The organism is Pseudoneobacillus rhizolycopersici (assembly GCF_054786815.1).
The window spans coordinates 412,440-430,343 of record NZ_JBTOOE010000001.1; the positions used below are offsets into that span (position 1 = coordinate 412,440).

Consider the following 17,904-nt stretch of genomic DNA (forward strand, 5'->3'; position numbering starts at 1 on the left):
AGTCACCCCCTCAGCCTTATAATTTAAAACTAACCAATTTTAATTCAGTCATTTCTTCTACGGCATACTGAATTCCTTCGCGTCCCATACCACTCATCTTTACACCGCCATACGGCATATGATCAACGCGGAAGGTAGGAATATCATTGATCATGACACCACCCACCTCAAGCTTTTTAACGGCTTGAAAGGCATGATGAAGATTGCGGGTGTAGACACCTGCTTGAAGACCAAATTCAGAATCATTTACAAGGTTTAATGCCTCTGAAAAATCTTCAAAAGGATTGACATGCACGACTGGGGCAAACACCTCTTGGCAAGAAATTTTTTCTGTTGGGGCGACATTTAAGAGAATCGTAGGATCCATGATTCTTTCCCCTTTTTCGGAACCATATGCCAACTTAGCGCCATTAGCAACAGCATCCTCGACCCAAGCTTTTGCGCGTTTTACATCCGTTTTGGAAATCAACGCTGATATATCGGTATCCTCCTCTAATGGGTCGCCGATTACTAATTTTTTTGTCCCTTTCACAAATGCGTCAACAAACGGCTCATATAAAGATTGATGGACATAAATGCGCTGAATGGAGATGCAGACCTGGCCTTGGAAGCTAAAAGCTCCGGTGATAACTCGTGGGATCATCGAATCAATATCTGTATTTTCATCAATAATTAAAGCAGAATTTGAACCAAGCTCTAATGTCACTCGCTTAAGACCTGCATTTTCTTTTATATATTCGCCCACTTCAGGACTTCCAGTAAACGTTATCATTTTTACACGCTTATCCTTAATCAAGACATCTCCTACTGTACGACCACTGCCAGTTACGATATTCAATACTCCGGATGGGAGTCCGGCTTCATGAAATATTTCTGCCATTTTATAAGCACTTAGCGGAGTTTGACTAGCTGGTTTTAATACAACAGTATTCCCTGATGCGATTGCTGGTCCAACCTTGTGGGCAACAAGATTCATTGGAAAATTAAATGGTGTTATGGCGGCAATTACCCCAAGTGGTTCGCGAACGGTGAACGTAATGCGATTCTCCCCCCCAGGCGCTGCATCAAGTGGAATCGTTTCACCATGAATTTTGCGAGCTTCTATTGCTGCAAACTGGTAGGTCATGATTGTTCTTTCTACTTCAGTTCTAGCCATTTTTATCGGCTTAGCAGCTTCTAAAGCAATCATTTTTGCACATTCCTCTTGTTGCTCTTTCAGTAAGTCAACAACTTTTTCTAATATTTCAGCTCGACGATAAGCAGGCGTATTTTTCCAAGTTCGAAATGCTTCTACAGCAGATGCTATCGCTTCTTCCACTTGATGTGTATTTGCAGTGGCAATTTCTGCAATTTTTTTACCTGAGTAAGGGTTGATTAAATCATAAAATTGTGTTGTTTCACTATTTTTCCCATTAATCCATAGTTGTTTCTTCAAAAAATCTCCCCCTCTCTAGTTAATTGACTCACATTGAATGGATGTCAATTTTTCACCCCGTCGTATCGTTAGCAAGTTCACACCAATCCATTAAACAATAGGCGATGATTTCCGCTGCGTCAAATAATTCCTCTAGGACGATATATTCATTTGAATGATGTGCTACCTCCGTTACTCCAGGTCCAAAAACAACCACAGGTGTCCCACCTATAGTTGATAGAATACCACCATCGGTTCCCCACGGGGATGCTTCAATCACAGGCGGTTGTTTTTTTACTTCCATAAAGCATTTCGTCAAGCAATCCATTAAAGGGTGATTATTTTCTAAGCTTCCAGGAATCCATCGTCCGCCAAACCATTCGATAGTAGGTGGGTGTTCCTTTAACCAGTTATCCTTGAGGCAAAGTTTTTGGATACAATTTTCTAGTTCTTCTCTAGCATGATCCATCGTTTCTTCTGGGGCAACCCCGATTCTTCCTTCAATTATCGCAAGGTCTGGAACCGAAGAAGGCCACTGTCCACTTTCAATTTTTCCGATATTAACTGGAATCGGGATTGGGATGTTGTTATATAAAGGGTCCGTGATTCGTGAATTTCTTTCTGTCTCTAACTCTTGTAAACTTTTTACGACAAGCATCATTTTTTCGATCGCACTAACTCCTTCATATCTGGTCCCACCGTGGGCTCCCTTCCCATTTACAGTAATCCGAAACCACATTGAGCCTTGTTGTTTCGGAAATAACTTCATGTTTGTCGGTTCAGGAATAATAGCTCCGTCTGCTTTATAACCTCTTAGTACTGCAGCAAGCGTACCTGCCCCCCCACTTTCTTCTTCAATCACGCTTTCAAAAATCACATCACCCTTCAATTTGATGCTATTAGCAATTAAGGCTTCTAAAGCGAATAGAAGAGCTACATTGCCACCTTTCATATCAGTAGTCCCTCTACCAAATAACTTCCCTTCCTGAATATGACCACTAAACGGATCATCATTCCAGGTTAACAAATCCCCTGCTGGAACGACGTCAATATGGCCATTAAGGAGCATGGACCTGCCCCCTCCCGTTCCTTTTAATACCCCAACAACATTAGGATTACCTTTGAAGTCTTTCCTATCAGAATAAAAGGCAGGATGTTCGAACAATGAGCTCTGGCCAATCTCCCAAATATCAAGCTCTAAACCGAGCTGACGGCATTTTTCAATCACAATCGCCTGGGCACTACTTTCCTTCCCACGTGTACTATCCTCCTGTACAAGTTTCTGCAACAACCTTGCCCCACGAGCCCGATTCTGCTTCAACCACTCCTTCACAACTAACCGCTGCTCCAAAGCCGCTCCACTCCTTCTAACTTTAACGCTTTAAAGCATGTGGGGACTGTCCCCAAATCTATTAAAACACTAAAGCACTAAAGTGTTTTGGTGTTTTAATCATGTACTTGCTTTAGAGCGTTAAAGTGTTAGTATTGTATGGTTTTGATTGTTTTGGTGATTTGAATTGGACATGGTGTAGATTTTTGTATGTCGGTGATGGTGGTTGGGTGGAAGATTTCTTTTAGTAGTAAACCTTTATTGGTTACTTCAAACACACCCAGTTCAGTTATAATGAGGTCAACGCATTTTGCTGATGTTAATGGCAGGGTACATTCGGGAACGATTTTGGACAAGCCATTTTTATCGAAGTGATTCATCACAACGATGACCTTCTTTGCTTTCTGGGCTAATTCCATTGCCCCTCCCATACCCGGAACCTTTTTACCCGGTACAATCCAATTGGCTAAATCGCCAAATTGACTAACCTGGAGGGCCCCTAATATCGTAACATCAATGCGCCCGCGCCTTATCATACCGAAAGCAATTGCACTGTCGCAATAGGACGCTCCAGAGCGAATGGTTACCGGGAACCCGCCTGCATTGCATAGATTTTCATCTTCCTCTCCCTTAGGAGGACTTCCCCCCATACCAATAATTCCATTTTCAGCATGAAACATAACCTGATAATGGCTAGGGAGATGGTTCGGAACTAGGGATGGAATCCCAATTCCTAAATTGACTACCATCCCATTATGAATCTCTTCAGCAGCCCGTTTAGCCATTCTGTTTCTACTATCTACTCCCATGCCCATTTCCAATTCACTCCCTTCGATGGAATAACATAGTCCACAAAAACCCCTGGTGTCATAATTTCTTCTGGGTTTAAACTTCCTAATGGTACTATTTCTTCCACTTCGGCTATCGTAATATTTCCAGCCATCGCAACAAGAGGATTTGTATTGCGAGCACTTTTATCATAAATCAAGTTTCCATACGGATCTGCCTTTTTGGCAAAAACAATTGAAACCTCAGCCGTTAAAGCCGTTTCAATCAAATATTCCTTTCCATTAAGCACAAATCGTGGTTTATCCCCTGAAACTATCTCATTATCCATCCCAATATCGGCCAATATTGCGCCGAGACCAACGCCACCGGCACGAATACGTTCAGCCAAAATCCCTTGCGGGGAGAATTCGACTTCCATTTTCCCTTCATTCATCAGTTTCCCGGCGATTGGATTGGAACCAATATGAGAGGCGATTACCTTTTTAGCTCGACCAAGGCTGACAATTTTGCCAATCCCGATATGTGGGAATCCGGTATCATTACCTATTAGTACTAAATCCTTAACATTTTTTTCGATAATCGCATCAATTAAATCCGGAGGCGAGCCCACCCCACCAAATCCTCCAAACATGAGTGACATTCCATCATGAAAAAACGGCGTTATCCTCTCTAAAGTCGTTAATTTTCCAAATAAATTGTCCATTATCTATTCCACACCTTTATTAGTAGAGATAAACTCGGTAAAATTCTGCATTGTCACCTTTAATAATCTCGTTAATTCTTGCATTTCTCTTTTCGTAATCGTAAGTGGTGGGGCAATGATAATGGCATCACCATTAACACCGTCAATCCCGGCACCTGCTGGATAGATTAGGAGACCATTCTTCCCCGCAAGTTGAACTAATTTTTGTGTGACAAGCATTTGTCTTGGAAACGGTTCTTTCGTTTTACGATTTTGAACAATTTCAATGCCGATTAATAGTCCTTTTCCACGTATATCACCAATGAATTCAAATTCTAATTCCAATTTAGCCAGAAGATTACGCAGATAATGACTTTTGGAATCTACTTCTTTAATAACCTCGTTTTTTTCCAAATACTCAAGGACAGCAAGGGAAACCGCACAAGTTTGCGGATTGGCACTTAAAGTATGACCACTCATGACAACCTTTGATCCCTTCATAATCGGTTCCATCACCCGTTCGCTTACTAAAGCAGCCGCAATGGGGGCATACCCAGCACCCATTCCCTTTCCTAAAGCGACAATATCAGGAATAACCCCCCAATGCTCCATGGCAAGTGTTTTTCCGGTACGTCCAAAACCTGTCATCACTTCATCGGCAATAAAAAGAATTTCATGGCGTTCACATATATCTTTGATTTCTTGAAAATATCCATCAGGTGGTGTAATCGCTCCCCCAGCTGCTCCAATAACCGGTTCTGCAATAAACGCAGCAATCTGTGTAGCACCAATTCGATTTATGGCATTTTCCAGCTCATGGGCACATAAATATCCACACCCAGGTGCTTCCAAATTATATGGACACCGATAGCAATAGGGCGGATTTATAATAGGGAAATCCTGCAATAAAGGAACGAACCTGGCGCGCCTTGCCGAATGCCCCGATAGAGACAAAGCACCTAATGTAATTCCGTGATAACTTACCCATCTCGACAGAACTTTATTTTTCGTTTTTACACCTTTTTCCTGCCAATATTGAATGGCGATTTTCATAGCAGTCTCAGTAGCTTCGGAACCACTATTAACGAAGAAGCTCCAATTTAGATCCCCCATCGTCATTTCCGCTATTTTTTCAGCCAACTTTTCAGCAGATTCACTTGTAAATTGGGACCGATACACAAAGGAAACCCTTTGTGCTTGCTCAAGCATCGCATTAATAATTTCCTGTACACCATGACCAATATTAGCTGTCACAGCTCCAGAAGAACCATCTAAATATTTTTTCCCTTCCAAATCATACAGATAAACGCCTTTGCCATAGTCAATGGTTGGATAATTTTCATCTAACAATGGTTTAATTAAATTGGATTCCCCCACCTTTACACCCCACCTCAAAATGGACAATATACTAGAGTATATGAAACTAAATTTTATTTAAGAAAACTTAAATCAAAATAAATATAGGTGACTCTCCAAAAAGGAGGCCACCTTATTTAATCGGTACATATAATTGAAAAGAAATTTGATCTCGTTTTAAATCGAACTCATTAACCCTGATTTTAAAATCAGATTTTAATTTAAGCCTATCCATTGAAACGTAAATTGATTTTTCATTTGGCTGAATCGTTACCCCTTTTGGTAATCGATATTGATCAGCTATAAATTTTAATACATACGCAACAGGTAATTGCATTTTGCCAATTGCCATTGATTTTTGATGGAGAACCAAATCCCCATTATCAAGTCCCTTTGGTTCAAAAGTCATCTTCATTTCAATTTCTTCTGAGAAAATAGGGATGGTTCCGTAAAGTTCCACCTCATCTCCAATCACAACCTGATATTGAATTGGCCCACCTGACACTTCCTTTTCCACATAATGGTTAATTACCCTAGTAAGATTATCCTTTTCAGTATGAATGAGAAATGGGACATATCCCTCTAATGCATTTTTCTCATGTCTAATTTTATAATCCTTTATTGGCAATGAAATAGATATGATAAAATAAAGTAAAATACATATGTTTATACCTAACAAAAGGAAAAACCAACTTTTCCAACTAGCCTTTTTCAACATTATTTCTCCTCTTTACGGACCATATAAATATCACGAGAATAGTCCTCTATTGTTTTTTCAGTTATTGTTTCATAAATGCGGCGAGAAACTAATTGATAACCCCTATCATTGGGATGAAAGTTATCGGAGGACAATAATTGTCTATTAGGTACTTTAAACAGGTCATCAATGCTGACAAAATAAGTATTATCGTATGTATCAATGACTTGATTGCCGACCATATTCCAATCTGTTAAAATTTCCTCCAATTCCTTCACGTCAGAAAACCAAATAAAAAAAGGATTATAAAGACTAACTAAAATAATCGGGATACGTGGATGTGATTTTCTAATTAGATCGATAATAGAATACAAATTGCTTTCAAATTTATCCCTAGCAAGGGTGAAATCGCTTTTTTGCAAATTCGAAATATTCCCCTTTACTACTTTCATTATATCGTTTCCACCAATTGTTAATATGACCATATTAGAGCTTTTAAGCTCATTTTGGACGGATCTTTTTCTTAGTTGAACAATTAAATCGGAACTTTTTAGACCTTTAATACCTAAATTAACAATTTCAATCTTTTTTATCCCTTTTGTATTTTCAAGACTTGTTTTTAGAAAGGGAATGTACCCTCCTCTTTCCGTACTATCACCGACTCCCTTTGTTAAAGAGTCACCAATTGAGGCAATTTTTAAGTTAATTGGTATAAAGTCTTGTGAGATTTGCCTTTTTACCAATGACGGGCCTGTTCGATTTGAATGGAATTCAGCATGAACTTTTGTACTCATTCCAGTTGAAAATGCCGATAAAATGAATACAAAAAGAATAGGTAAGAGGATAGCTTTTTTCAAATGCATCACCCCATTTTATTGAAATTATATAGATATTATAACTCTAAAAATGGGATTCAATCCGAGATTATCCAAAGGGTTAGAGTAAAAAACCCTACAGCTACTACTGTAGGGTTTTGATATCACTAATGATGTCTTCCATTGGAATTTCATTTAAACCTGTATAGGTTTTCAAGATTTTTCCTTCTGGTCCAACTAAATAGAAATCAGTGCCATGGATAACCTGGTCGCCTTTTTGTGGTTTTTTTACCCAAGCTTTAAAACTATCGAACGCTAATTTTTCAATTGTATTTTGATCATAACCAGTTAAAAAGTTCCAGTTATTAAAATCAGCATTAAATTTGACTCCATATTCCTTAAGAATTTCAGGTGTATCTATACCAGGATCGACACTAAAGGAAACAAATTGTAAATTTTCAATTCCTTCTTTTTTTGCCATATCCTGCAACTTTTGCATATTATAAGTCATCGGTAAGCACACATCTTCACAATTGGTAAAAATAAAGTCGGCTATCCAAACCTTCCCATTAAGATTCCCTAGTCCAAACTCTTCGCCATTTTGGTTGGTAAAGTTAAAATCACCAACTTTCCAATTTAAGGGGTTTTCTATCTGTTTTTTTCCACAGGCGGTTACTACAAACAAAATTAAAACAAAAATAGTCCATTTCTTAAACACAAAAAGCACCTTCATTTCTAATTATCATCATAAAAATTATTTTAACAAACCTTTGTTAATAAGAAAAGAAAAGCGCTTGTTTTCGCTGTTAGGTCAATATTTATTATTCATTTGAAAGTGGTAAATAAATATTAAACGTTGTGCCTACACCCTTCGTGCTTTCTACCTCGATTTTCCCTTTCATTCTTTCAATAATCTGATAGCAAACCATTAATCCTATTCCAGTACCTTTTTCTTTTAAGGAATAAAAGGCTGTTCCTAACCTAGAAAGTTCCTCTACTGTCATCCCGATTCCGGTATCACTAATCGAAAACACGGCCATATCATTTTCTTCAGATACCTTTATCGTTAATTGTCCGCCTTCCTTCATCGCTTCAATTCCGTTTTTTAAGATATTGATTAATACCTGTTTAATCTCACTTTTATTCCCTTTTATCCAAACGTCTTTTGGTAAAATTGTTTCCAATTGGATACTCTTTGAAAGCAGAGCATAGGAATTCATTAGGTCCATCACTTTAATGGTCAATTCATTGGCGTTTATTATTTCCGCTTCTTGATTAAAATCAGGCTTAGCCAGCGATAAATAATCATTAATAATGATTTCAGCCCTATTTAACTCATCAATCATTAACTGAATATAGCTATGTTCTTCTTCTGTCATATGTTTTTTACCAAGGAATATTTGTAAAAATCCCTTTACCACAGTCATTGGATTTCTAATTTCATGGGCTACGGAGGCAGCAAGCTGGCCTATTGCATTCATTTTTTCTGCTCGTTGCAACTCTTTCTGAAGTCTAGTTTTCTCAATAATTTGCTCCATTTCGTCAATGGCATCTTCAAACCGATATAAAAGCTTTGCATCCTTATTTGGGTGACCTAACTCCTTTGAAGTAACTGATAATTGTTCAAACAAAACCGATAATTTGTCAGTCATTTGATTAAAGGTTTTCCCTAATCTGCCTAAATCCGATTCATCCTGAACTATCAGTTTCACCTCAAAATTACCAGAGCTTACTTGATTTATTCCGGAAATAATCTCATTAATGGGTTCTGTAACTTTTTTTAGGCCCCATCTTAAGGAAAAGAAAACAAAAATGGTAATAAACAGAAAAGACCCAAATAAATACAAGGCGATTCTTTTCTGGTTTTTCTCAATAATAGACGCGTCAACATCCACACCTAACACTGCGATAACCTTCTCGTTTTGATCTAATATTGGGGCAAATGCTGTAACCCAAGTACCATATTGATCGCGATGGATTTTGGTAAACTGGACATTTTTTTGTTTGATGGTGTTTTGAAAGGCACGCAAATATTCCCGGCCTGCATGATAATACGTAAAATTAACGAATCCATTTTCGTTCCCTTTTTTGGAAACGGATACAAAATAAAGTTTGTTTTGTTGGTAAACCTTCGCATCAAATATATATCCGTCTATATAATCTCCACTTCGTTCATTTATCATTGAGACAATATGATTGATACGCTTAGAAGTCGGATGTTCCTGGTCTTTATGTTTTTTGGCACCGATAACATCTTCCGGTGGAATCGTCGCACTCCATAACGATGCAACACCCACTACTTTATCAGTTAATTGGTCCTTAAGTTGACTTGATTGATTAACGAAACTTATTCCAGCTGTTGAAACGACAACAAGAAAGGTCATCATAAAAGAAAATAATAATATCTTTTTATATAACGATAAATTTCGAAAAAAACCTTTGAGCCTCATCATAACTTTCCCTTCAAATTACTATAAATAGGAAATTCGACAAACTCCCTTTCATATCCTCTTTTTATTTACAGTTTTAGACAAAAAACCTAAGTAGTTTTTACCTACTTAGGTTACTAAAATACTTTATTCGAAATAATACATTAGGGCGATTGCACCTAATCCTGTATGCGTGGCTATAACAGGAGTCGTATAATCAATTCCAATTTGCTTAAAGCCTGTTAAATTCTCTATTTCTGTTTTCAATTGCTCAGTAAGCTCAATCGCCCTTGTATGGGCCATTCCGACTCGCTTGACCTTTTTACCGGCAATATCCTCAGAAAATTGTTTCAATAAATACTTTTTCACTTGTGAATGACTTCTTACCTTTGCAACTGGCGTGTATTCACCGCCGTCTAATGAAGCAATTGGTTTAATATTTAATAATGACCCGATAAATGCTCTACCTTTTCCGATTCGCCCACCCTTTACAAGATTCTCCAGAGTATCAACCATTATGTATAAACGCGTTTGCTTTCTTACATGTTCAAGGTGATGAACAATTTCCGCAACCGTTTTTCCCTCATTTACCAATTCCGCTGCTTCTAATACTTGAAACGAAAGAGCTTTGGATATGTATCTGGAATCAACTACTGTAACCTTCCCTTTTGCCATTTGGGCAGCACTTTCCGCAGAACGAACGGTACCACTCATACCACCTGTCATATGAATGGAGAGTACCTCGTAACCTTCCTCCGCTAACCGATCATACAATTCAAGGAATGCACCTGTTGCAGGTTGAGAAGTTTTCGGGAGTTCCTTTGCCTTTTTCATTTTCATCAAAAATTCCTCAGGTGTAATATCAACTCTGTCTATGTAAGATTGATTATCAATCGTTATCGTTAAAGGAACTACTTCAATATTATTTTTTTTTAATATTTCTTCGTTTATATCAACAGTTGAATCAGTGACAATTTTAATTTTATCTATCATTTCGTTTCACTCCTGTATAGGTAAACCCATTTTCTATGTCCATTATACAGATTTATGATTTGATTGAAAAACTTTCTTAATATGCATCAAACATAAAAAGAGAATCGAAAATCCGATTCTCAAGTAAAAGTTCTAAGCATTATTTTTCAATTCGCCTATTTTGTATAATTCCTCATAATCAGGCCATTTTAAAGTGCGCTTTAAATAATCTCGAAAGGAATAGCATTTTTTTGCTTTCGGTTCCTTGTAAAGCATAGTAATAAACGATTGCAAACGGACTTGGATCATAAAATAATACCGGTTATCTTCCTCCAATACAGGAATATCCATGACTTTTACCTTCTGTCCAACAACATTTTTGAACTCTAGGCTTTTGAACAACAAATTATCAATCCTCTTTTTTACCCGTTTGAATCTATTATAACCTATAATTCACTCGAAATGTGTCTGTTTGTGCGTATTTTATAAAATATTTATGACTTTTTTCGACTATTCCTAAAATTTACACAACTCCATTATCTAAAAAAAACTCTGGTATTTTACCAGAGTCTTATTTCAACTTACTATGCTTGTTCTGTACTCTCTTCCCATTCTTTCTCCTTTTTTAACTTCTTACGGTAAACAATTTTCGATAAATTGATGCTGATTTCATATAATACAAGCAATGGGACCGTAACAAGGAAGTCTGACATAAAATCAGGAGGAGTAATGAGAACGGCAATAATAATTAAAATAAAATAAGCATATTTGCGAATTTTTGAAAGAACATAAGGGTTGATGATTCCCAATGATGTAAGAAACATAACGATTACCGGTAGTTCAAACAATACACCAAATGGCAAGGTCATATTCATTACAAACCGAAAATACTTGTCTGCTGTAAAGTTTGCAACCAACATATCCCCGCTAAGCTCAATTAGAAAACTTAATACGGTTGGAAAAATGACAAAATAACCAAATGCTAGACCAACGATAAATAAGATAAATAATGCTGGTATATACGACAAGGATATTTTACGTTCAATTGGTTTAAGAGCTGGTTTAACAAACAACCAAATTTGTAAAGCCAGGACAGGTATCGTTCCAGCTATTGCTACAATTGTCGCGAGCATAAAATAAATCCAAACGATGTCACTAGGTCCTAATGCAATTAATTTTATATCAAGATCACGAACAAACCAAGAATAGATATCCTTTACATAGATGAAGCCTACGACAAAAAATGCTACAAAAGCTACCGCTGAAATAATCAAGCGTTTTCTCAATTCATCTAAATGATCTACTAAATTCAATTCCTTATCTTCCATAGTATTCCCCTACCCATTTGTTTTGAAGAAAAAAAGGTGCGAGATAAAATCTCTTACACCTTATTTAAGCGCGTTTTTCTTTTCTTCTTCAAATTCTTCCATTACATCACTAGTTAATTCACGGGTAGACTTTTTGAATTCACGAAGTGTTTGACCAAAAGCTCTTCCGATTTCAGGTAATTTTTTAGGACCAAATATAATCAAAGCTAAAACTAAAATTAAGATTAATCCAGGTACTCCAATATTTGATAACATGTAGTTACACCCCTTAATAAAATTTAAACCCTATAATGATTATAGTACTTAGAACTAGGATTTGAATAGTGCAAACCCAAAGTTCATAAGAATTTCACATCTAACGTAAATATAGTAACGAGAATAGACTTATTTGTCCACTAATTTTAAAAAACGTCTGAATCCAGACGTTTCTTCAAAAGCCAGTTTCTTACGTTAAACTCCCTATTTTTTCGTATATCAAAAATTCGTAGTCATATGGATTCAGTTCGTCGCGAATCCCTTTTTCTTGAAAAATCAACTTAAAATCAGAAAGTGAAATCTCTGGAAAATACGTATCTCCATCAAATTGATGGTGGATCATCGTTAGATATAGCTTGTCCACTACTGGCAATAACTCTCGAAAAATTTCCGAACCACCTATAACAAATACTTCTGTATCAAGCTTTTGACAATAGCTTTTGAAGTCTGCGACCGAAGAAACAACCGTACAGCCCTCACATTCAAAATCCGGGTTTCTCGTAATCACAATATTTTCACGTCCAGGCAATAACCGCCCAATCGATTCATGGGTTTTTCTTCCCATCGCAACAGGATGACCCATTGTAACTCTTTTAAAAAACTTTAAGTCCTCGGGAAGATGCCAAGGAAGTTGATTGTTTTTCCCAATCACTCGGTTTTCATCCATCGCCCAAATAAACGAAATCATACGTTCACCTCTCCTTAAATATGAGAATGTGGATACCCTACAATCTTATACCGCAATTGGAGCCTTTATACTAGGATGAGGGTCATATCCAATAATTTTCAAGTCCTCTACTTCAATATCAAAGATTGATTTTTTATCTGGATTAATGTTTAAAGTAGGCAGTGGTCTTAATTGACGTGATAATTGCTCTTTTACTTGCTCTACATGGTTTAAATAGATATGTGCATCACTAATGCTGTACACAAACTCACCAACTTCTAATCCACATTCTCTTGCAATTAAGTGGGTTAATAATGAGTATGAAGGGATGTTGAAGTTTGATCCCAAAAACGAATCAGCACTGCGTTGTAGTAAATGGCAACTTAATTTACCATTACCGACATAGAATTGGAACATTACATGGCAAGGTGGTAAGGCAGCTTTACTTCCTTTGGCCCCAGCATTGATTACATCCTCGGGATTCCAGGCATTTACAATTAATCGACGGGAATCTGGATTGATTTTTATCTGTTTAATAACATCTTTTAATTGATCTATTGTTTCTCCTGTTGAGGTTGTCCAATTACGCCATTGTTTGCCGTACACATTACCTAGGTCACCATACTTTGCGGCAAAATCATCGTCTTCTAAGACATTCTGACAGAACTTCTGCATTTCAGCTTGATATAAATAATTAAATTCTTCATCTACTAAGCACCGGTTCCCAAAATCCGTCATATCTGGACCTATGTACTCGTCAGATTCAACCCACTTTTTAAAAGCCCATTCATCCCAGATATGATTATTATTTTGAAGTAAATAACGAATATTGGTATCCCCTTTAATGAACCATAATAACTCACTTGCGATTAAGCGGAAAGGTGTACGTTTTGTTGTAAATAGAGGAAATCCTTTAGATAAATCAAAACGCATTTGATAACCAAAAACACTGATTGTCCCTGTTCCCGTTCGGTCTTTTTTTATTTCACCTTTGTCTAAAATATGTTGTAAAAAATCTAAATATATTTGTTCTAACTCATTCGACAATTTATTTCACCTCGAATATTTATCACTCATACATAATGATTTTAACATATTCAGAAAGAAGGAAGTCTACTTAACACAAAAAAATGAGCCGGGATTTCCAGCTCATTGGGTTTCACGATATATAAAGTCATAGGTTAGAGGAGCAAATTGATATAAAGTTTGCCGTGTTTCATCACTATAATAATACATCGCAAATGTTTCTGCGAAATATTCTTCGGGATAGTTTAAAAAATAGCTCTGATTTGGAAATAGTGACGCCTTTTCTTGCTCCCAAATCATTAAGAAAGTATGATTATTTCTTAAATCATTTAAAATTATGTGATCAATTGAATGTGCAAGCTCATGGAGTTCAAGGTTTATTGATCCATGTCCTTTTCCTTTTTCACTTGAGCCAATTTTGACAAGAACTGTTTTTCCCCCGCCAATTCCAGGAACATCATCCCACGTTGTGTTGGATTGGTATCCCCTCGGGATCACACCTTTTAAGTGACTGGCTGTTGGATTATCTGTCAGTTTCCCCACGAATAATTTCACAATAATTCTTTTTTGGTTCATTTTTCCTAACAATTTTGGTGAGAGTAAGGATATATGATTAACAATTTTCGCTGCCTCCAGCTGATCAAAAGTTGCTTTTGGAAAGGTAATAATATTTTCTAGCACATTAGCTGGAATCTCTTCTAATGTTTTTTGAAGAATAGTATCTTTCGAAAAGTCCGATAGTCTGCGACTATCATTTGTTGCATGAGAAATACGATAAATAGATAATGATAGTATCAGAACACTAAAAAAAATGGGTAGTTTTTTCATATTTACAACACCTTAATTTTATTCTACTAAAATTATATCATAGTAAACTGGTTCAAAATATGATTAAAGGTGTTAGGAAAAATGTAACAAAAAAAACCGGCCACCCCAATGACCGAGTTCTTTTACCAATTTAGCTCATCCACTTCGGTGGCATATTTTTCGCCCAATAGATTGTTCCAAGTGGAAAATGCTCCTGAAAGCCATCAGTATAAGTATGATAGTGAAAATTAAACCAATAACCCTCTTGTGGTGGGTTATCCCGTCTTACATGGAAACGAATCAAATCCTCACCAGTCAATTGGTTAGTGATATGAAAAATCCTTTCAGAGACCCCACCACTTGGGAATTCCGAAATAGCTAAGTATTGGAGGTTATTCTCAGGAAATTGTTTTGTCATCTCCTCCATGACCTTTTCAATTTCAGGTAAAATGACCTCTTTAAATTCATCTTCAATCACTGGTTTTATTTTTGTTCCAAATTTTTGATACGAATAGATTTCCGCTTGAGTAAGAATGTCATCTAAAAATTGCTCTCTTGTGGATACAGTGCTTTCACTCTCAACTTCAAGATCGGAATTTCGAGGTTCTGATTCTAAAATATCACGCTTAAAACCAGGATCTTGTCCAAGTTCCTCTAACCAAGCTGCCTGTGAGGGAGTCACCATTCCAAACGATAAAACAGTAATCATCACGACTAAACTTTTGCGTAACCATTTTGGCATACAGGATTCCTCCCTTCCTCTTTTAAACTATTATACTTCTTTTTTCAGAAAATTTAAAAGTACGAGGTTTATTTTTTCATAAAAATTTCTTTTTCTATGACACCATAATGAAATTTCGCTGTTTTTCTTCTCAATACCTCAAAGCCAAACTGGGTAAATCTTTTGCTTAAATAATGATCCTTTAAAACAACTCTTTGACGAGCCACTCTCAGGGCTTCTTCAATCCACTCTGCCCGTAAATCATCATATACAGCAATCTTACCTAAGGACTTTATACCATCAGATTCGAGAATTTTTTTGTCAAACATCGGGTCAAAGTAAACACAATCGAAACTTTCTGCTGGCAAACTCTTTAAAATGTCATAACTAAAAGCATGATTTACTTCCACACTTCTCATGGCCTCATCGATAATAGCCCGGCCAGAAGACCATTTCCTTAGTCCCGTTCCAACGATAAAACTTAAATACTTATCCGCTTCAAGGCCAATAACCTTCCCTGATGCACCTACTACAAAGCTAGCAACAATGCTATCAGAAGCAAGTCCTAAGGTACAATCTAAAAAACTCATTCCATCAGATAACTTACAAACATCCACAAAAGGATCAGATTCTCCTAAACATAATCGCTTAATTCGAAACATAGCTGAATTAGGATGAAAGAAAAAGGCCGTCTTTTCACCAAATGGATATAGCTCCAGCCTTTCCTTTCCAACTACGATACATGAGCCTCCCCACTCCCGTTGCATGAACTCGACTGATTGTTTTTTTCGTTCTAGAAAGGGAACACCTAATTCATAAGAGATCGCTTTTGCTTGTAAAATCATCTCTTCATTCGTTCTTCCTGCTGTTGTAACAAACATAAGTCCATCACCTATACAAAAAGGATGCCAATAAAGGGCACCCTTAGTCCATTTTTGTTTCAAACGCTGTTAAAAGATTTTCCATGATTGCTTCCATTGGGACGCTTTCAATATCATGTCTCGGAATAAAATGTACAACTTCTTTCCCTTTTAACAAAGCCATCGATGGTGAAGATGGTGGAATATCACCAAAATACTCGCGCATTTTAGCCGTCGCTTCTTTGTCTTGACCAGCAAAAACAGTTACTAAATGGTTGGGTTGTTTCTCAGTACGTAACACAGCTTGAGTGGCAGCTGGACGTGCCAAACCTGCCGCACAACCGCATACAGAATTGACAACAACTAATGTAGTTCCTTCTACATTGTTCATAAACTCATCTACGGCTTGGGCTGTTAATAATTCCTGAAATCCCGATTGTGTTAATTCTTGACGCATTGGAATAACCATTTGTCTCATATATTCTTCATATGCCATTGACATGTGTAAAACCTCCAAAAATTAATCATCCTTTAGGGTAAGCATACTATATTTTACTTACACCATGCAAAGAAGTGCCCTCAGAAATTTAATCATTTTTTCGGGCTTCCGTCATTTGTTTCCAGACAGAACCCTTTGCCTCTTCGCCACCTTCAATACGTTCAATCGCCATTTTCACTTGTAGACTTACTTCAAATTCAGGATCATTTTCGGCAGCTTTTAAAGCAGGTAAGGCACTCTTGTCACCAACTTCAAATAAATACATCGCAGCTCTCCATCGTACAAGTTTGCTGGAATCCTTCAAGGCACGACACATTTCAGGAATCGCTTCTTCGAATCCTAAATCGGATAAACAATCTCCTGCGGTTCTTCTTACTGCTACTGAAGAATCTTTCAAAGCTTGATAAAGAAGAGGTAGAACTTGTTTATCCTCCACCATCCCGACATAAACCGTTGTCAATCTGCGGATTGACATTTTCTCATCTTTTAAAGCCTGTTTCAGAACAGCTAGATCTTGGATAGTCGGATCTTCCATTTGCTCTAGAGCCTGATAACGGATTCGCCAATCATTGTGAGCAAAATCTGCGAGTGTAATTCTCTTCTTCGTACGATTCTTTCTTACTGAAATTTCATCCGTATCCTTTTTCGCTTCATTGACTAACTGCTTCACCCGTTCTTCTGGATAGGCAGCTAGCAATTCTTCTAAAATTTCTTGTCCAATTTGCTCTATATCACCATAGCGAATGCCAAAATCCTGCCATTTGCGGAGAAGAATATAATTGTCACCAGGCAACTGTGCTTCAAATGCAGCATTTTTATAAAGATCAGGAAGACCAAAACGTTTCTCTATATCATCCTCAGTAAGCTTTATTTGTAAGGGAATTCCCTTAAACATTTGCACCTGGGCTTTTACTTCACCAAAATGTTGATTAACCGACCCGCTTTCAGTTCCAACTAAAGTTGTTTCCTCCCCAAAAGCTCCCCTAACCTTTGGTAAAATTTCTTTCCAATCATACTTAGCATTTCGTTCTACAGCAAGAAAATCTGCAACATGGTAGACACCCTTAACCCCTTCTATAGCAAGAATTTGTTGGATTACTTCAGGTGCCCCTTCATGCTGATCTTTTTTATAGTTATGGCTTTTCCCCATCGCCAATTCTTGGTCTAAAATGACTTTCATTGTGTTTGGGCTTGGTGTTGGCTCTATTGAAATGATTTTCATCGAATCATCCTTTTTACATTTTCTTTAAACCAGTT

At 37.1% G+C, this 17,904-nt stretch carries 20 protein-coding genes; all 20 read right to left on the reverse strand.

Going from position 1 to position 17,904, the window contains the following annotated elements:
* Positions 1-16 precede the first annotated feature (16 nt).
* Complete coding sequence (locus ACX9YW_RS02150) at positions 17-1,435, reverse strand: aldehyde dehydrogenase family protein (RefSeq protein WP_460341009.1); 1,419 nt, start codon at positions 1,433-1,435, stop codon at positions 17-19.
* Between the two features lie 52 nt (positions 1,436-1,487).
* Positions 1,488-2,765 carry a peptidase gene (locus tag ACX9YW_RS02155; protein ID WP_460341012.1) on the reverse strand — a complete coding sequence of 426 codons (1,278 nt, stop codon included), beginning with the start codon at positions 2,763-2,765 and terminating at the stop codon, positions 1,488-1,490.
* A 128-nt stretch (positions 2,766-2,893) separates the two neighbouring features.
* Entirely contained in the window at positions 2,894-3,559 is a 666-nt protein-coding gene (locus ACX9YW_RS02160; protein WP_460341015.1) for a 3-oxoacid CoA-transferase subunit B, read from the reverse strand.
* The gene (locus ACX9YW_RS02165; protein ID WP_460341018.1) at positions 3,544-4,236 is read right to left on the reverse strand and encodes a CoA transferase subunit A; all 693 of its coding nucleotides are present in this window, start codon (positions 4,234-4,236) and stop codon (positions 3,544-3,546) included. Before ACX9YW_RS02165 ends, ACX9YW_RS02160 begins: the two co-directional genes overlap by 16 nt.
* A gap of 3 nt (positions 4,237-4,239) precedes the next feature.
* Positions 4,240-5,592, reverse strand: a complete 1,353-nt coding sequence (locus tag ACX9YW_RS02170; RefSeq protein ID WP_460341021.1) for an aspartate aminotransferase family protein — start codon at positions 5,590-5,592, stop codon at positions 4,240-4,242.
* A gap of 112 nt (positions 5,593-5,704) precedes the next feature.
* The gene (locus ACX9YW_RS02175; protein WP_460341024.1) at positions 5,705-6,289 is read right to left on the reverse strand and encodes a YpmS family protein; all 585 of its coding nucleotides are present in this window, start codon (positions 6,287-6,289) and stop codon (positions 5,705-5,707) included.
* Positions 6,289-7,125, reverse strand: a complete 837-nt coding sequence (locus ACX9YW_RS02180; protein ID WP_460341027.1) for an SGNH/GDSL hydrolase family protein — start codon at positions 7,123-7,125, stop codon at positions 6,289-6,291. Before ACX9YW_RS02180 ends, ACX9YW_RS02175 begins: the two co-directional genes overlap by 1 nt.
* Before the next feature lie 103 nt (positions 7,126-7,228).
* Complete coding sequence (locus tag ACX9YW_RS02185; RefSeq protein WP_460341030.1) at positions 7,229-7,801, reverse strand: SCO family protein; 573 nt, start codon at positions 7,799-7,801, stop codon at positions 7,229-7,231.
* Positions 7,802-7,904: 103 nt separating this feature from the next.
* On the reverse strand, positions 7,905-9,536 hold the full coding sequence (locus ACX9YW_RS02190; protein WP_460341033.1) for an ATP-binding protein: 1,632 nt from the start codon (positions 9,534-9,536) through the stop codon (positions 7,905-7,907).
* A 123-nt stretch (positions 9,537-9,659) separates the two neighbouring features.
* Complete coding sequence (locus ACX9YW_RS02195) at positions 9,660-10,502, reverse strand: DegV family protein (RefSeq protein WP_460341288.1); 843 nt, start codon at positions 10,500-10,502, stop codon at positions 9,660-9,662.
* 135 nt (positions 10,503-10,637) lie between these two features.
* Positions 10,638-10,889: a DUF2535 family protein gene (locus ACX9YW_RS02200; RefSeq protein ID WP_460341036.1), complete on the reverse strand. Its 252-nt coding sequence runs from the start codon at positions 10,887-10,889 to the stop codon at positions 10,638-10,640.
* A 179-nt stretch (positions 10,890-11,068) separates the two neighbouring features.
* Positions 11,069-11,812 (reverse strand): twin-arginine translocase subunit TatC, encoded by a 744-nt coding sequence (gene tatC / locus ACX9YW_RS02205; RefSeq protein WP_460341039.1) that lies wholly within the window; start codon positions 11,810-11,812, stop codon positions 11,069-11,071.
* A gap of 60 nt (positions 11,813-11,872) precedes the next feature.
* Complete coding sequence (locus tag ACX9YW_RS02210) at positions 11,873-12,067, reverse strand: twin-arginine translocase TatA/TatE family subunit (protein WP_460341042.1); 195 nt, start codon at positions 12,065-12,067, stop codon at positions 11,873-11,875.
* Positions 12,068-12,257: 190 nt separating this feature from the next.
* Positions 12,258-12,755: a dihydrofolate reductase gene (locus ACX9YW_RS02215; RefSeq protein WP_460341045.1), complete on the reverse strand. Its 498-nt coding sequence runs from the start codon at positions 12,753-12,755 to the stop codon at positions 12,258-12,260.
* A 45-nt stretch (positions 12,756-12,800) separates the two neighbouring features.
* Positions 12,801-13,781: a thymidylate synthase gene (locus ACX9YW_RS02220; RefSeq protein ID WP_460341048.1), complete on the reverse strand. Its 981-nt coding sequence runs from the start codon at positions 13,779-13,781 to the stop codon at positions 12,801-12,803.
* A 102-nt stretch (positions 13,782-13,883) separates the two neighbouring features.
* Entirely contained in the window at positions 13,884-14,588 is a 705-nt protein-coding gene (locus ACX9YW_RS02225) for an anthrax toxin lethal factor-related metalloendopeptidase (protein WP_460341051.1), read from the reverse strand.
* Positions 14,589-14,718: 130 nt separating this feature from the next.
* A complete protein-coding gene (locus ACX9YW_RS02230; RefSeq protein ID WP_460341054.1) occupies positions 14,719-15,309 on the reverse strand; it encodes a YpjP family protein in 591 nt (196 codons plus the stop codon).
* Between the two features lie 68 nt (positions 15,310-15,377).
* Complete coding sequence (locus ACX9YW_RS02235) at positions 15,378-16,169, reverse strand: class I SAM-dependent methyltransferase (RefSeq protein WP_460341057.1); 792 nt, start codon at positions 16,167-16,169, stop codon at positions 15,378-15,380.
* 43 nt (positions 16,170-16,212) lie between these two features.
* Positions 16,213-16,650, reverse strand: coding sequence for a BrxA/BrxB family bacilliredoxin (locus tag ACX9YW_RS02240; RefSeq protein WP_460341060.1), 438 nt, complete (start codon positions 16,648-16,650; stop codon positions 16,213-16,215).
* An 85-nt stretch (positions 16,651-16,735) separates the two neighbouring features.
* Positions 16,736-17,869 (reverse strand): conserved virulence factor C family protein, encoded by a 1,134-nt coding sequence (locus tag ACX9YW_RS02245; protein ID WP_460341063.1) that lies wholly within the window; start codon positions 17,867-17,869, stop codon positions 16,736-16,738.
* Positions 17,870-17,904: the final 35 nt, after the last annotated feature.

What these genes read in the sequence shown, in the direction of transcription:
- ACX9YW_RS02160 (WP_460341015.1), bottom strand. Translation starts at nt 3,559, where the DNA reads ATGGGCATGGGAGTAGATAGTAGAAACAGAATGGCTAAACGGGCTGCT.
- ACX9YW_RS02165 (WP_460341018.1), bottom strand. Translation starts at nt 4,236, where the DNA reads ATGGACAATTTATTTGGAAAATTAACGACTTTAGAGAGGATAACGCCG.
- ACX9YW_RS02175 (WP_460341024.1), bottom strand. Translation starts at nt 6,289, where the DNA reads ATGTTGAAAAAGGCTAGTTGGAAAAGTTGGTTTTTCCTTTTGTTAGGT.
- ACX9YW_RS02190 (WP_460341033.1), bottom strand. Translation starts at nt 9,536, where the DNA reads ATGATGAGGCTCAAAGGTTTTTTTCGAAATTTATCGTTATATAAAAAG.
- tatC (WP_460341039.1), bottom strand. Translation starts at nt 11,812, where the DNA reads ATGGAAGATAAGGAATTGAATTTAGTAGATCATTTAGATGAATTGAGA.
- ACX9YW_RS02210 (WP_460341042.1), bottom strand. Translation starts at nt 12,067, where the DNA reads ATGTTATCAAATATTGGAGTACCTGGATTAATCTTAATTTTAGTTTTA.
- ACX9YW_RS02215 (WP_460341045.1), bottom strand. Translation starts at nt 12,755, where the DNA reads ATGATTTCGTTTATTTGGGCGATGGATGAAAACCGAGTGATTGGGAAA.
- ACX9YW_RS02225 (WP_460341051.1), bottom strand. Translation starts at nt 14,588, where the DNA reads ATGAAAAAACTACCCATTTTTTTTAGTGTTCTGATACTATCATTATCT.
- ACX9YW_RS02230 (WP_460341054.1), bottom strand. Translation starts at nt 15,309, where the DNA reads ATGCCAAAATGGTTACGCAAAAGTTTAGTCGTGATGATTACTGTTTTA.
- ACX9YW_RS02235 (WP_460341057.1), bottom strand. Translation starts at nt 16,169, where the DNA reads ATGTTTGTTACAACAGCAGGAAGAACGAATGAAGAGATGATTTTACAA.
- ACX9YW_RS02240 (WP_460341060.1), bottom strand. Translation starts at nt 16,650, where the DNA reads ATGTCAATGGCATATGAAGAATATATGAGACAAATGGTTATTCCAATG.
- ACX9YW_RS02245 (WP_460341063.1), bottom strand. Translation starts at nt 17,869, where the DNA reads ATGAAAATCATTTCAATAGAGCCAACACCAAGCCCAAACACAATGAAA.